This is a genomic window from Streptomyces mauvecolor, from assembly GCF_039532965.1.
In the GTDB taxonomy this organism is placed as follows: domain Bacteria; phylum Actinomycetota; class Actinomycetes; order Streptomycetales; family Streptomycetaceae; genus Streptomyces; species Streptomyces violascens.
In genome coordinates this window covers 150,994-166,512 of the sequence record NZ_BAAASQ010000034.1, presented here as the reverse complement: position 1 = coordinate 166,512, position 15,519 = coordinate 150,994, and the positions used below count along the sequence as shown (strand labels likewise).

At 67.0% G+C, this 15,519-nt stretch carries 9 protein-coding genes; 3 read left to right on the top strand and 6 right to left on the bottom strand.

The annotated features are described in order from the left end of the window. Positions 1-79: 79 nt before the first annotated feature. The 5 genes from ABD346_RS33725 to ngcE form a co-directional block, all read right to left on the bottom strand. Positions 80-1,183: an ABC transporter substrate-binding protein gene (locus ABD346_RS33725; RefSeq protein WP_344380156.1), complete on the bottom strand. Its 1,104-nt coding sequence runs from the start codon at positions 1,181-1,183 to the stop codon at positions 80-82. A gap of 133 nt (positions 1,184-1,316) precedes the next feature. Next, positions 1,317-2,516, bottom strand: a complete 1,200-nt coding sequence (locus ABD346_RS33720; RefSeq protein ID WP_344380119.1) for an ROK family transcriptional regulator — start codon at positions 2,514-2,516, stop codon at positions 1,317-1,319. Between the two features lie 227 nt (positions 2,517-2,743). Then, positions 2,744-3,655: a carbohydrate ABC transporter permease gene (locus tag ABD346_RS33715; protein WP_344380118.1), complete on the bottom strand. Its 912-nt coding sequence runs from the start codon at positions 3,653-3,655 to the stop codon at positions 2,744-2,746. 10 nt (positions 3,656-3,665) lie between these two features. Next, the gene (locus ABD346_RS33710) at positions 3,666-4,592 is read right to left on the bottom strand and encodes a carbohydrate ABC transporter permease (protein ID WP_189965614.1); all 927 of its coding nucleotides are present in this window, start codon (positions 4,590-4,592) and stop codon (positions 3,666-3,668) included. A gap of 45 nt (positions 4,593-4,637) precedes the next feature. Beyond that, entirely contained in the window at positions 4,638-6,062 is a 1,425-nt protein-coding gene (gene ngcE / locus ABD346_RS33705; RefSeq protein ID WP_344380155.1) for an N-acetylglucosamine/diacetylchitobiose ABC transporter substrate-binding protein, read from the bottom strand. Between the two features lie 485 nt (positions 6,063-6,547). Between ngcE and ABD346_RS33700 the strand changes: the two genes are divergently transcribed. The 3 genes from ABD346_RS33700 to ABD346_RS33690 all read left to right on the top strand — a co-directional run bounded on the left by ABD346_RS33700 (position 6,548) and on the right by ABD346_RS33690 (position 12,571). Further along, positions 6,548-10,384, top strand: a complete 3,837-nt coding sequence (locus ABD346_RS33700; protein WP_344380117.1) for a GH92 family glycosyl hydrolase — start codon at positions 6,548-6,550, stop codon at positions 10,382-10,384. Between the two features lie 93 nt (positions 10,385-10,477). Then, complete coding sequence (locus tag ABD346_RS33695; protein WP_344380116.1) at positions 10,478-11,428, top strand: FG-GAP repeat domain-containing protein; 951 nt, start codon at positions 10,478-10,480, stop codon at positions 11,426-11,428. Positions 11,429-11,623: 195 nt separating this feature from the next. After that, on the top strand, positions 11,624-12,571 hold the full coding sequence (locus ABD346_RS33690) for an FG-GAP repeat domain-containing protein (protein ID WP_344380115.1): 948 nt from the start codon (positions 11,624-11,626) through the stop codon (positions 12,569-12,571). Positions 12,572-12,646: 75 nt separating this feature from the next. Here the strand turns inward: ABD346_RS33690 and acnA are convergent, their stop codons facing one another. After that, on the bottom strand, positions 12,647-15,361 hold the full coding sequence (gene acnA / locus ABD346_RS33685; protein ID WP_344380114.1) for an aconitate hydratase AcnA: 2,715 nt from the start codon (positions 15,359-15,361) through the stop codon (positions 12,647-12,649). Positions 15,362-15,519 lie beyond the last annotated feature (158 nt).

The following is a 15,519-nucleotide window of genomic DNA, read 5'->3' as shown; positions in this document are numbered from 1 at the left end:
GGGCGCGGGGCGCCGGAGGAGTTCCGGAGTGCTCAAGTCCCTCGTACGGAAAGCTACGGAAAGGGACTTGGCGGGGGACCTACTTGAGGCCGAGCGCGTCGCAGGCGGCCTTGTAGTTGGCCGTGCAGATGTCGGCGATCGTGTAGATCTTGTCCTTGATGACGGTGTCGTTGATGTTGTCCTTGGTCAGCGACACGACCGGGACGATCGTGGACGGGACGGCCTTGGTGGTCGGCGAGTCGACCTTCTTGGCGTCCAGCGAGCCGAGGTCCTGGCCCTTGGCGAGCTTGACCGCCATCTCGGCGGCGATGGCGTCCTCCTGCGGGTAGGACTTGTAGACGCTCATGTACTGCTCGCCCGAGATGATCCGCTGCACGCCCGCGAGCTCGGCGTCCTGGCCGGTGACCGGCGGGAGCTTGGAGAGGCCGGCCGCCTTGAGGGCGGTGATGATGCCGCCGGCCATGCCGTCGTTGGCGGAGTAGACGCCGATGACCTTGTCCTTGCCGAGGGCGGAGAGCGCGGCCTCCATGTTGGAGTTGGCGTTCTCGGGCTTCCACTCCTTGGTGTCGTACTCCTTCCCGATGTTCACCTTGCCGTCGAGCTCGGCGTGGGCGCCCTTCTTGAAGAGCGCGGCGTTCGGGTCGGTGACGGCGCCGTTCATCATGACGATGTCGCCGGACTTGGCCTTGTCGCCCAGGGCCTGGAGGAGGGCCTTGCCCTGCACGTGGCCGACTTCCTCGTTGTCGAAGGACACGTAGGAGTCGATGGGGCCCTCGGCGAGGCGGTCGAAGGCGACGACCGGGATGCCGGCGTCCTTGGCCTTCTTGACCGAGCCCGCGATGGCCTTGGAGTCGACCGCGTCCACGATGAGCGCGTCCACCTTGTTGGTGATCATCGTGTCGGCCTGCTGGTTCTGGGTCGTCGCGTCCTGCTTGGCGTTCGCGTAGACGATCTGGCCCTTGCCGTTGGTCAGCTCCTTGACCTTGGCCTCGATCAGCGGCTTGTCGAACTTCTCGTAGCGCGCGGTCTGGTTCTCGGGGAGCAGCAGACCGATCTTGAGGTCGTCGCCCTTCTTGGAGCTGCCGGACGACTTGGTGCCGCCGCCGGACTCCTTGGCACTGCCACAGGCGGCGAGCGAGACGGCCATCGCGGTGGCGGCAACGGCTACAGCGGCACGACGCATGTTCGTGTTCACTTCAGAAACCTCCCTGACGAGGCCGCGACGTTGCGGCCGAGGTGGCTGGAAGTCAACTCGGCGTTAAGCCCACCGTCAAGGAGTAAATCCTTAACGAGATGACAACGGTGCCATCCGTTATCTAAGTGAAGGCAGGCGCCGAGGCGGGGAGTGCACTGTCCAACAGGGTCGAATCCCCCATTTCGCTGAGTACGAGAGCGAGCGCGCCGAGCACTTCCGCGCGGCCGCCGAGCGCCCCCGGAAGAACCGACAACTGCCGTGCGGCGCTGGGGATCGCGTACCGCGACACGGAGTCCCTGATGGGCCCGAGAACGAGCTCTCCGGCCTCCGCGAGGTCGCCGCCGAGGACGACCCGGCTGGGGTTCAGGAGGTTGCAGAGGTTGGCGACGCCGCTGCCGATGTGGCGTCCGACGTCGGCGATGACACGGCGGCAGCCCGGGTCGCCCTCGCGGGCCAACTGGACCACACGCTCCATGGTCAGGTCCGCCCCGTGGCTGGATTGCAGCAGGGGGAGCACATAGCGGGCCGCGGTGAAGGTCTCCAGGCAGCCGCGGTTGCCGCAGCGGCAGACCGGGCCCGACTCGTCCAGGGTGATGTGCCCGATCTCGCCCGCGGTGCCGCCGGGTCCCCGGTAGATCTGCCCGTCGATCACCAGACCGGCGCCGACACCGCTCGCGACCTTGATGTACGCCAGGTCGCGCACCCCGCGCCCGCCGCCCCAGACCAGCTCGCCGAGCGCGCCCAGGTTGGCGTCGTTGTCGACGTACACCGGCACGCCGAGGCGCCCGGAGAGCTCCTCGCTGGGGTTGATGCCGGTCCAGCCCGGCAGGATCGCGGTGGAGCCGAGCGTGCCGGACTCCACGTCGATGGGGCCGGGCACGCCGAGGCCGACGCCGATGACCTTGTCCTGGCCGATGCCGGTGGCCGCGATCAGCCGCTTGACCAGCTCCTCCGCCCGGCCGAAGCCCTGCGCGGAGGAGGCGTCGACGTCCAGCGGTTCGGACTCCTCGGCGAGCACCTGGTGGGCCAGGTTGCCGACCGCCACCCTCAGGTGCGTATGGCCGAAATCGACGCCGATGACGATGCCGGCCGAGCCGCTGAGCGAGACGCTGCGGGCCCGCCGGCCGCCGGCCGAGGTGGGGGTGACCTCGACGGTCCCGCCGTCCTTCAGCTCGCGGACGATGTTGGAGACCGTGGCCGCGGAGAGGCCGGTCGTCCTGGCGATCTCGGCCTGGGTGAGCGAGCCCGCCATCCGCACGGCGCGTACGACCCGCTCAAGGTTGGCCCGGTGCAGTGACGTCTGCGACCCCGGAGTCTCCATCGACTCATCCACTCCCGCCGTAGGCGGACGGCACGACGGCCGTCCCCGCACGGAGCCGCAGCAATGAGGCCCCGTCTTTTCTCCAACATGTGAACTCTAAGCTCAGCCTTCTGGGTGGTCTCCCGTCAAGACCTGAGCAGATGCGGAGCGGGGCGCGGAAACGCGCGACCGCCCGCGGGCACGGGGCCCGCGGGCGGTCGGGGAAAGAGGGCGGAGCTACGGTTCGCCTACTTGAGCGCTCCCGCCGTCAGGCCCGCCTGGACCTGCTTCTGGAAGACGATGTAGACGGCGAGCACGGGCAGCATCGCGATCGAGAGCCCCGCGAAGAGCGCTCCCCAGTCGCCCTGGTAGCCCTGCTGCACGGCCAGGTCCGCGAGGCCCTGGGTGAGCACCCAGTTCTTGGTGTCGCCCTGGTTGAGCACCAGGGGCAGCAGGTACTGGTTCCACTGGCCGAGCACGTTGAAGATGCCGATGCTGATGATGCCGGGCTTGGCCATCGGCAGCATGATCTGGAAGAACGTGCGGGTGTGCGAGGCCCCGTCGATCAGAGCGGCTTCGGCGACCGTGGTCGGCAGCGTACGGAAGAACGCCGTCATGAAGAACACCGTGAACGGCAGCGAGTACGCGATGTAGATCAGGACGAGCCCGGGCAGCGTGTTCAGGATGCCCAGGTTCTTCGTGACGAAGAAGAGCGGTACGAGCACCATCACCACGGGGAAGGCCATGCCCCCGACGAACAGGAAGTAGATGAACCGGTTGCCGGGGAACTCGAACCGGGCGAGCACATAGGCCGCCATGGAGCCGAGCAGCATCGTGCCGAAGGTCGAAAGCCCCACCACGAACGCGGTGTTGAGGAAGTACTGCCCGATGTTGGCCTTGCTCCAGGCCCGCGACCAGTTGTCGAAGTGGAACTCGCTGGGCAGCGCCCAGGGGTGGGTCAGGATGTCGCCGGAGGTCTTGAACGAGCTCCACAGCGCCCACAGCAGGGGCACGCCCACCATGAGCGCCCAGACCAGGAGGAACACGTGGGAGAAGGCGTTGAGCACGCCTCCCTCGCTGCTGCGCCACTTCCAGCGGGCGGCGCTGGCGGCGGGCGCGGACGACTGCTCGCCGGCCGTCTTCATCGTTTCGGTCGTCATCGCGCCATCCCTAGAATTCGATGCGCTCGCGGCGCGAAAGACGCATGCTGAGAACGGCGAACACCAGGGTCACGATGAGCATCGCGACACCCATGGCCGCGGCCATTCCGTACTGGCTGTTGTCCCGGAACGCCGTCTTGTAGAGGAGCAGCGGGACCACGTCGGTGGATTCGTCGGGGCCGCCGACATTCACGGACATCAGCTGTACGTAGATGAAGGCGTCCATGGCGATGATGCCCATGTAGACCCAGGCGGTGGCGACGGTGTCCCGCAGCAGCGGCAGGGTGATCCGGAAGAACGTCTTGACCCGGGAGGCGCCGTCCAGCAGGGCCGCCTCGTAGATCTCGCCCGGAATGGAGGCCATTCCGGCGGAGAACAGGACCACGTAGAAGCCGACGTTCGCCCACACCATCACGACCATGATGCAGATCAGCGCGATATTGGAATCGCCGAGCCAGGACTGCTGGAGCGAACTCAGACCGATGTCCGCCAGAAGGGAGTTGAGCATCCCGTTCTGGGGATCGGGATTGTAGATCTGCTGCCACAGGATCGCGATGATCGTGATCGAGAGAACCTGCGGGAAGAAGAAGATCACCTTGTAGAGGCCGGAGCCCCGCACGCCGGCGACCCCCGCAGAACCTCTGCGACGGCCGCCGACATTCAGCATGAAGGCGAAGAAGAGACCGAAAGCCAACGTGACGACCGGCACGAAGAGGAGCAGAAGGACGTTGTGCCACAACGCCTTCCAGAAGAGGTCGTTGTGGATCAGCTTCTGATAGTTGTCAAGACCGATGAAGTTCTTCTCGGGGGTCAGTCCGCTCCAGCTCGTCATCGAAATCTGGAAGTCCTGGAGGAACGGCGAGATCACAAGGACCCCGTACAGCGCCAGGGGAATTGCCAGGAATCCGATGATGAACCGGTACTTGCCGTGTCGCATGTCGCCGGTCGCTCTCGTCTCAGCCAGTAGTGGTAAGCGGCCTCGTCAGAGGTGCTTGAACTTCGGGACGGAGGAGTCCTTCTTGGTGTCGTCCGACGCCTTCTGGGCCTTGTCGATCCACTCGGCCGCCTTGATCTTGCCGGTGAGCAGGTCGAGCGTCAGGTTGCCGAGGGTCTCGTTGTTGAGCTTCTTGTACCAGTCCTGCAGCCGGGAGTTGAGCACATTCGACCCGGCCGCCTTCAGAGCGGCGTTCGCCGAGGTCAGGCCCGGGGTCAGGGAAAGACCGTCGGCGGCGCCCTGGACGCAGGTCAGCGACTTGATGGCGTTGGTGAAGTTGGTGGTCTGCTTCTTGCTGAGCATGATGCGAAGCAGTTCCATGCCGCCGGTCGGGTTCTTGCCGTCCTTGGCGACGATGAACGGCTCGCCGGCCGCCGCGTACAGGGTGCCGAAGGGCAGCTTGTCGCCCGGGCCCGAGCCGATGAGGGAGCCGACCGCGAGGTCGAAGTCCTTCGGCATGGTGGGCGCCGCCTCGTTCTCCACCCAGGAGCCGTCGGCCACCATCGCGGCACGGCCCTGCGTCCAGGCGGTCTGCATCTGGATGTGCGTCATGCCCTCGGAGCCCTGCAGGAAGTAGCCCTGGCCTGCCAGCTCCTCGTAGTACGTGATGACTTCCTTGACCGCGTCGGTCTTGAAGGCGCCGTCGTCGAGGTTGTCGATCGCGTTGAGGGCTTCCTTGCCGCCGACCTTGCCGATCTGGTGCAGCAGATCGAAGTGCACGTAGTAGGGGTACTTGCCCGGGTACGTGAAGGGGGCGATGCCCGCGGCCTTGATCTTCTTGCAGAGCGCCAGCATGTCCGAGAAGGTCTGCGGATACGTCCAGCCCTTCTCCTTGAACAGCTTGTTGGAGTAGAAGCTGCCGTAGACGGTGAACGCGTAGTTGAACGCGTACATCTCCTTGGAACCGAACTGGCCCTGCTCGACGGTGCCGGCGATCAATACGTCGCGGACCTTCTTCGACGGGTCGTCGATGGTCGGCGCGTCCAGGAGCGGGGTGAGGTCCTGGAGCTTGCCGGTCTTGGCGAGGGCGGCGGTGTCGAGGTTGTCGGCGCCGGAGTTGTCCATGAAGTCCGGCGGGGTGCTGCTCGCGAAACGCGGCTGGAGCTTGGGGCCGATGGCCTGCGTTCCGGTGTGCTTGATGGTGATGCCGTACTTGGCGTTGTAGTCGGCTTCGGCGGACTTGATGTAGTCGTCGCCGAATCCGCCCTTGAAGACGAACGCCTCAAGGGCGGTGCCCTTGTTGACGCCGAGCGGATTGTCCGCCGACTTGGTTCCCTGGGAGCTCGGCTTCTTGGTGCTGTCACCGCCGTCGGAACTGGCACACGCGCTCAGCAGTGACGTCGCCGGCACTGCCAGCAGGCCGATTGCCATGGCCCGCTTGAGTGCGTCACGGCGGTTGATCTCGGATCCCATGCTCAAGTCCTCGCCTTCTCCAGGACTCATGCGGTGCAGCGGAATCCGCCGACGCCCGCGAACAGTTGAAGCGTGAGTGATGCCGTACATCCATCGCGGAGGCTGCCCGGTCCCGGGCCGACCGGCCCGCACGCGGTTCCCCCGCCCGCGTTCAGCGGGTTGCCCGGACGCCGACAGGTATAGTCCACTTCCCGTCAACTGAGCAAGATCGAAAGCAGGGTTGGCCGACAGTCTTTCCCGAGTTGAGACCTCGCGGATATGTCCATTGGTACGTACCAATGTGGATGAGGCTGCTCCTTTTGACGCGCATTACACACCTTGACGTCTGCATTGCCCCTGACGATTCAGGCCATCCATTCCTTCCCAACGCCCTTGACACCAACCTGCACTTGCCGCGCTACTGGATCCTGCGTTTCCACTCTGACAACGTTGTCCACCTCGCACCTGCCGGACGAGACCGGCTTGCGCCGAAGGAAAGGGCCCTCATGCTGCCCAGATCCCGGTACCGACGAGGACCGGCGGCCGCCCTGGTGGCGGCCTCGTTCCTGCTCGTAGTGACGGCGCAGTCCGCCGTCGGGGCGCCGTCCGCGACCGCCCAACCGCCGCAGAACGGCGGCCGGTTCAGCACCTCGTTCGAAACGGGGCAGCCACAGCCGGACTGGACCAATACCGTCGATACGGACCGCGCGGGGCACCCGCGGGCCTCGGGCGTCGACGGTGGCTTCACCAGCGGCATACCGGGCAATGTGACGGACAAGGTCACCGACGTCCGGGCCAGCGCCGAGAACACCGACGGCGGCGAGGTGAAGGAGAATCTCGTCGACGGGCAGCCCAGCACGAAATGGCTCGCCTTCCAGCCCACGGCTTGGCTCGAATTCGATCTGTCCGAACCGGTGAAGACGGTCACCTACGCGTTGACGTCCGCCAACGACGCCCCCGAGCGGGACCCCAAGGACTGGACGCTGAAGGGCTCGGCGGACGGCAAGGACTGGAAGACCCTGGACAGCCGCACCGGCGAGAGCTTCAAGGACCGCTTCCAGACCAGGACGTACGATGTCGCGAACACCACGGCGTACGCGCACTACCGCCTGGAGATCACGGCCAACGGCGGCGCCCCCATCACCCAGCTCGCCGATGTCCAGTTCTCCAACGGGGACACCAGCACCCCGATCCCGCCGGACATGCGCACCATGCCCGACCGGGGCCCCGGCGGCTCCCCCACCGCCAAGGCCAACGCGGGCTTCACCGGGAAGCGGGCGCTGCGCTACGCGGGCACCCACAAGGCGGACGGCCGGGCCTACTCGTACAACAAGGTCTTCGACGTCGATCTCCCCGTCGGCCGGGACACCGAGCTCGACTACAAGATCTTCCCTTCGATGACGGAGACCGACCTCACCTACCCGGCCACCAACGTGTCCGTGGACCTGGCCTTCACCGACGGCACCTATCTGAGTGACCTGAAGGCGCTGGACTCGCACGGCGGGCTGCTCAGCCCGCAGGGCCAGGGCGCCGCCAAGACGCTCTACGTCAACCAGTGGAACCAGGTGTCCTCGGTGATCGGCACGGTCGCCGCGGGCAGGACGGTGGACCGGATCCTGGTGGCGTACGACTCCCCCAAGGGGCCGGCCAAGTTCCAGGGCTGGATCGACGACCTCTCGATCGCGCCGAAGCAGCCCGAGAAGCCGCTCGCGCACCTCTCGGACTACGCGCTGACCACCCGCGGCACCAATTCGAGCGGCTCGTTCTCGCGCGGCAACAACTTTCCCGCGACCGCCGTTCCCAACGGCTTCAACTTCTGGACCCCGGTCACCAACGCCGGCTCGCAGGACTGGCTGTACGACTACGCGCGGCGCAACAACGCCGACAACCTGCCCACCCTGGAGGCCTTCAGCGCCAGCCACGAGCCGAGCCCGTGGATGGGCGACCGGCAGACTTTCCAGGTGATGCCGTCGGCGGCGGCCGGCACCCCCGACGCCTCCCGGACCGCCCGCGCGCTGCCGTTCAGGCACGAGAACGAGACCGCCAAGCCGTACTACTACGGCGTCACCTTCGAGAACGGGCTCAGGACCGAGATCACGCCGACCGATCACGCGGCGATGATGCGGTTCACCTATCCCGGTGACGACGCGAGCCTGATCCTGGACAACGTCACCAACCAGGGCGGCCTCGCCCTCGACCCGGCGACGCGTTCCTTCACCGGCTACTCGGACGTGAAGAGCGGCCTGTCCACCGGCGCCGGACGGCTCTTCGTGTACGGCGTCTTCGACACGCCCGTGACCGCGAGCGGCAAGCTGCCGGGCGGCGGGGGCGCCGACGTCACGGGCTACGCCCGCTTCAACCCCGGCAAGAACCGCACGGTGACCCTGCGCCTGGCGACCTCACTCATCAGTGTGGACCAGGCGAAGGCCAACCTGGCCGCCGAGATCCCCGCGAAGGCCGGCTTCGACGGGATCAAGGACCGGGCGCGGCAGGCCTGGGACGACATTCTGGGCCGCATCGAGGTCGAGGGCGCCTCGCACGACCAGCTGACCACCCTGTACTCCTCGCTCTACCGCCTCTACCTGTACCCCAACTCCGGCTTCGAGAAGGTCGGTACGAAGAACCAGTACGCCAGCCCCTTCTCGCCGAAGACCGGCGAGGACACCCCCACGCACACCGGCTCGAAGGTCGTCGACGGCACGGTGTACGTCAACAACGGGTTCTGGGACACCTACCGGACGACCTGGCCCGCCTACTCCCTCCTCACCCCGAAGAAGGCCGGCGCGATGGTCGACGGCTTCGTGCAGCAGTACAAGGACGGCGGCTGGATCTCCCGCTGGTCCTCGCCCGGCTACGCGGACCTGATGACCGGCACCAGTTCGGACGTGGCCTTCGCGGACGCCTATGTCAAGGGCGTGAAGTTCGACGCAGAGGCGGCGTACGAGGCCGCCCTGAAGAACGCCACCGTCGCACCGCCCTCCTCCGGGGTGGGCCGCAAGGGCATGGACACCTCCCCCTTCCTCGGCTACGCCCCGACCTCCACGCCCGAGGGCCTGTCCTGGTCGATGGAGGGCTACGTCAACGACTACGGCCTCGCGAAGATGGGCCAGGCGCTGTACGCGAAGACGAAGAAGCCCCGCTACAAGGAGGAGTCGGCGTACTTCATGGGCCGTGCCCAGAACTACGTGAAGCTCTTCGACGCCAAGGCGGGCTTCTTCCAGGGCAAGGACGCGAACGGGCAGTGGCGCGTGGACAGCGCCACGTTCGACCCGCGTGTGTGGGGCTACGACTACACCGAGACCAACGGGTGGGGCTACGCCTTCACCGCCCCGCAGGACTCGCGGGGCCTGGCCAATCTGTACGGCGGCCAGGCGGGCCTCGCCAAGAAGCTGGACGCCTACTTCTCGACGCCGGAGACCGCGTCGCCGGAGTTCGCCGGTTCGTACGGCAGCGTCATCCACGAGATGACCGAGGCGCGGGACGTGCGGATGGGCCAGTACGGCCACTCCAACCAGGTCGCCCACCACGTGACGTACATGTACGACGCGGCCGGTCAGCCCTACAAGGCGCAGGAGAAGATCCGCGAGGTGCTGCGGCGCCTGTACAACGGCAGCGAGATCGGGCAGGGCTACCACGGCGACGAGGACAACGGCGAGCAGTCGGCCTGGTACGTGTTCTCGGCGCTCGGCTTCTACCCGCTGGTGATGGGCAGCGGCGAGTACGCGATCGGCTCGCCCCTGTTCACGAAGGCGACCGTCCATCTGGAGAACGGCCGCGACCTGGTCGTGAAGGCGCCTAAGAACAGCGAGCGCAACGTGTATGTGCAGTCCCTGAAGGTCGACGGGAAGCCGTGGAACTCGACGGCGCTCCCGCACGACCTGCTCGCGCGCGGCGGCACGCTCGACTTCACCATGGGCGCGCACCCCTCGTCGTGGGGCACCGGCAAGAACGCGGCGCCGGTCTCCATCACGAAGGACGACAAGGTGCCCTCCCCCGCGAGCGACGCGATCACCGGCTCCGGCCCCCTGTTCGACAACTCCTCGGCGACATCGGCCGAATTCGGGCCGACGGACCTCCCGGTGAGCAAGGCCACGAAGGCCACCCAGTACACGCTGACCTCGGCCACAGCCGGAAAGGCACCATCCGCTTGGGTCCTCGAAGGATCACAAGACGGAACGAAATGGACAGAGTTGGACAGGCGATCCGGAGAATCCTTCGCCTGGGACCGGCAGACCCGGGTGTTCTCCATCCATTCACCCGGTTCCTACACCCATTACCGACTCGTCCCCACAACGACCACTTCGCTGGCCGAAGTCGAGCTACTCACAGCGTCCGCAAACTAGTTGACACGCAAAGATCGCGTGAAAGGATCCAGAAGATCTCGCGTTGCGCCTCGATCAGGCGCAGCGCGTCTCTTCCTCGACATGGAGAAATACGTGGCCATACTTTCCGGCCGTAAGGGCGGTCGCGCCCTGTCCCGCATCGCCGTCGCGGCGATCGCCGCCGCCCTGGTGGGCACGACCGCGGGCGCGGCTTCCGCGGACAGCGCGCCGTCCAGCGCGGCAAAGACGGCCCAGTCGGCGCAGAAGGCCGCCAAGGCCAAGCAGTCCGGCTCCTCCGCCAACAGCTCCTTCGCTGCGGGCGACGAGACCCCGGCTGCCGAAACGTTCCCGCTGATCGCGGCGGACGGCTCGGGCCAGGCCTACCTCTACCCGCCGAACGGTACGGGCGGCTTCGGCGAGCGCGTCGCCCTGGGCGACTACAGCAAGTTCAGCCAGGTCACCAAGGTGGACAACAACAAGGACGGCGCCTTCGACGCCTTCTACGAGCTGTACACGAACGGCCACCTGGTCTACGACAGCGTGGACGGCACCCCGAAGGACCTGGGCGCAGGCTGGGACGCCTACAACCTCGTCTTCTCCGCGGGCAACCTGGGCGGGGCTCCGGCCGACGACCTGATCGCCCGCGACAAGGCCGGCGTCCTGTGGCTCTACACCGCCAACGCCGACGGCTCCTTCGCCCCCCGCGTCAAGCTGGGTGCCGGCTGGGGCGTCATGACCAAGATCGCCGGTCGTGGCGACATGAACGGTGACGGCAAGGCCGACATCGTCGCCGTCGACAACTCGGGCGTCGCCTGGCTGTACCCGGGCACCGGCAACTGGGCCGCCCCGTTCGGCAACCGCGTCAAGCTCGGCGCGGGCTGGAACACGTACAACACGCTCGTCGGCCTCGGCGACCTGGACTTCGACGGCAAGGTCGACCTCGTCGGCCGCGACGCCTCCGGCGGTCTGTGGTTCTACGCGGGCACCGGCACCACCAACGGCTCGCCCTTCAAGGACCGCGTCAAGGTCGGCACCGGCTGGAACGGCATGCGCCTGATGTTCTGATCCACCGGCAGTACCCGAACAAGGCCCGTACTCCCCCGCGGAGTACGGGCCTTGTCTCGTATGTGCGGACAAGTCACCCCCGGATGCGGGGACTAGGTATGCCCTATGCGAAGATCTCGTAAAGAGTGCCTAAAGGGCGCTCACCGCATCTTGACCAGATGTGTATCTTTCGCTTTTTGCATGTTGGAGTAACACGTGGCCCTTTTCACTGGCCGTAAGCACGGGCGGACCGCCTCCCGCATAGCCGTCGCCGCCATCGCCGCAGCACTCGTCGCCACCACCGCGGGCACCGCGGTCGCCGACGGTGCCGCCTCCGCCAAGGACGCGGCCGGCGAGGCCCGCCAGCACGTCAAGCCGAAGGCCAAGAGCCAGCAGCGGTCCGCGCCGTACGCCTCCGGGTTCGGGGCATCCGCCGAGAGCTTCGAGCTCATGGCCGTCGACGGCGCAGGCGACCTGTGGAACTACCCGCCGAACGGCCGGGGTGGCTTCGGCGAGCGCTGGCACAACACCTACGGCTGGGACTCCATTTCCGAGGCGACCCAGTACGACAACAACAAGGACGGCGACGCCGACGGCTTCTACGTGAAGTCGACGGACGGCCACCTGATCTACGCGAACTACGGCACCGGTACCAAGGACCTGGGCGCGGGCTGGAACGCCTACAACCGCGTCTTCACGCCCGGCGACCTGGGCGGCGCTCCGAACGACGACCTGCTCGCCCGCGACAAGGGCGGCGTGCTGTGGCTCTACACCGCCAAGGGCGACGGCTCGTTCACCCCGCCCGTGAAGCTGGGTGCCGGCTGGGGCGCCATGACCAAGATCGCCGGTCGCGGCGACATGAACGGCGACGGCAAGGCCGACATCATCGCCGTCGACAACTCGGGCGTCGCCTGGCTGTACCCGGGCACCGGCAACTGGGCCGCCCCGTTCGGCAACCGCGTCAAGCTCGGCGGTGGCTGGAACACGTACAACCACCTGGTCGGCATCGGCGACCTCGACAACGACGGTCAGGCGGATCTCGTGGGCCGCGACACGTCGGGCGGCCTGTGGTTCTACTCCGGCACCGGCACCACCAACGGCGCCCCCTTCAAGGACCGCGTCAAGGTCGGCACCGGCTGGAACGGCATGCGCCTGATGTTCTGATCGATCTGATGCAGAACACCGCGCACGAGTAAGGCCCGCACCCCAACCGGGGTGCGGGCCTTGCTCGTTGGGTGCTTAGTTGCGGATCAGGTTCCGCAGCACGTACTGCATGATGCCGCCGTTGCGGTAGTAGTCCGCCTCACCGGGGGTGTCGATGCGGACGACCGCGTCGAACTCGACGCCCGTGTCGGTGGTGACCTTGACCGTGCGCGGGGTGCTGCCGTCGTTCAGGACGGTCACGCCGGTGAAGGAGAAGGTCTCCTCGCCGGTCAGGCCGAGCGAGGCGGCGGTCGCGCCCTCCGGGAACTGGAGCGGCAGGACGCCCATGCCGATGAGGTTCGAGCGGTGGATGCGCTCGTACGACTCGGCGATGACGGCCTTGACGCCGAGCAGCGCGGTGCCCTTGGCGGCCCAGTCGCGGGACGAGCCCGAGCCGTACTCCTTGCCCGCCAGGATGACCAGCGGGATGCCGGCGGCCTGGTAGTTCTGCGAGGCGTCGTAGATGAACGAGACCGGGGCGCCGTCGACGGTGAAGTCGCGGGTGAAGCCGCCCTCGGTGCCCGGCGCGATCTGGTTGCGCAGGCGGATGTTCGCGAAAGTGCCGCGAATCATGACCTCGTGGTTGCCTCGGCGCGAGCCGTAGGAGTTGAAGTCGCGGCGCTCGACGCCGTGCTCCGTGAGGTACTTGCCGGCCGGGGTGTCGGCCTTGATCGCACCGGCCGGGGAGATGTGGTCGGTGGTGACCGAGTCGCCCAGCTTCGCCAGGACGCGGGCGCCGGCGATGTCGGAGACCGGGGTGGTCTCCATCGTCATGCCCTCGAAGTAGGGGGGCTTACGGACATAGGTCGACTCGGCGTCCCACTCGAAGGTGTTGCCGGTCGGGATCGGCAGCGACTGCCACTGCGCGTCACCCGCGAAGACGTCCTGGTAGGACTTGTTGAACATGTCCTCGCCGATGGCGTTGGCCACGACGTCGTTGACCTCGGCCTCGGTGGGCCAGATGTCCTTGAGGAAGACCGGGTTGCCCTCGGTGTCGGTGCCGATCGCCTCGGTGGTGATGTCGACCTTCATCGAACCGGCGATGGCGTACGCGACGACCAGCGGCGGGGACGCCAGGTAGTTCATCTTGACGTCGGGGTTGATCCGGCCCTCGAAGTTGCGGTTGCCGGAGAGCACCGAGGTGACCGCGAGGTCGTGCTCGTTGATCGCCTTCGAGATCTCCTCGTCCAGCGGACCGGAGTTGCCGATGCAGGTGGTGCAGCCGTACCCGACGAGGTTGAAGCCCATCTTGTCGAGGTACGGGGTGAGGCCGGCCTTGTCGAAGTAGTCGGTGACGACCTTCGAGCCCGGGGCAAGGGTGGTCTTGACCCACGGCTTGCGGGTCAGGCCCTTGTCCACGGCCTTCTTCGCGACGAGAGCCGCGGCGACCATGACGTACGGGTTCGAGGTGTTGGTGCACGAGGTGATCGCGGCGACGGTGACGGCGCCGTGGTCGATCTCGAACGAGGTGCCGTCGGCCAGGGTGACCTGCGTCGGGCGGCTCGGCACGCCGTTGGCGGAGGCCGGGGCGTCGGAGGCCGGGAAGGACTCCTTGCCCGCCTCGTCGTCGTCCTCGACGTAGTTGCGCACGTCGAGCGCGAACTGCTGCGCGGCGTTCGCGAGCACGATGCGGTCCTGGGGACGCTTCGGGCCGGCGATGGAGGGGACGACCGTGGAGAGGTCGAGCTCCAGCTTCTCGGAGAAGTCGGGCTCGGCGGCCGGGTCCAGCCAGAGGCCCTGCTCCTTGGCGTACGCCTCGACGAGCGCGACCTGCTGGGCGTCGCGGCCGGTCAGGCGCAGGTACTTCAGGGTCTCGTCGTCGATCGGGAAGATCGCGGCGGTGGAGCCGAACTCCGGCGACATGTTGCCGATGGTGGCGCGGTTGGCCAGCGACGTGGCGGCGACACCCTCGCCGTAGAACTCGACGAACTTGCCGACGACGCCGTGCTTGCGCAGCATCTCGGTGATCGTGAGAACCAGGTCGGTGGCGGTGGTGCCCGGGTTCAGCTCGCCGGTCAGCTTGAAGCCGACGACGCGGGGGATGAGCATCGAGACCGGCTGGCCCAGCATCGCGGCCTCGGCCTCGATGCCGCCGACGCCCCAGCCCAGCACGCCGAGGCCGTTGACCATCGTGGTGTGCGAGTCGGTGCCGACGAGGGTGTCGGGGTACGCCTGGCCGTTACGGACCATGACCGTGCGGGCCAGGTGCTCGATGTTGACCTGGTGGACGATGCCGGTGCCCGGCGGGACGACCTTGAAGTCGTCGAAGGCGGTCTGGCCCCAGCGCAGGAACTGGTAGCGCTCCTTGTTGCGGCCGTACTCCAGCTCCACGTTCTGGGCGAACGCGTCCTTGGTGCCGAACTTGTCGGCGATGACGGAGTGGTCGATGACCAGCTCGGCCGGGGAGAGCGGGTTGACCTTCGCCGGGTCGCCGCCGAGCTCCTTGACGGCCTCACGCATGGTGGCGAGGTCCACGACACAGGGCACACCGGTGAAGTCCTGCATGATCACGCGGGCCGGCGTGAACTGGATCTCCTGGCTCGGCTGAGCCTGCGAGTCCCAGCCGCCCAGCGCACGGATGTGGTCGGCGGTGATGTTCGCGCCGTCCTCGGTGCGGAGCAGGTTCTCCAGGAGAACCTTCAGGCTGTAAGGGAGGCGCGCGGAGCCCTCGACCTTGTCCAGCTTGAAGATCTCGTACGACTCGTCGCCCACGCGCAGCGTGCTGCGGGCGTCGAAGCTGTTCGCCGACACGACAGTCTCCTTCATATATGTGCGCGTTCCACCACAATCCTGCCGCCACGACGTGTTGTCGATCCGCTAAGGTAAGGCTAAGTTAGGTAACCCTTACCGAGCGTCGGCTGCGGTGCGCCTCGGTAGATATCTCGATGTCGAGATAACTCTAGTACATG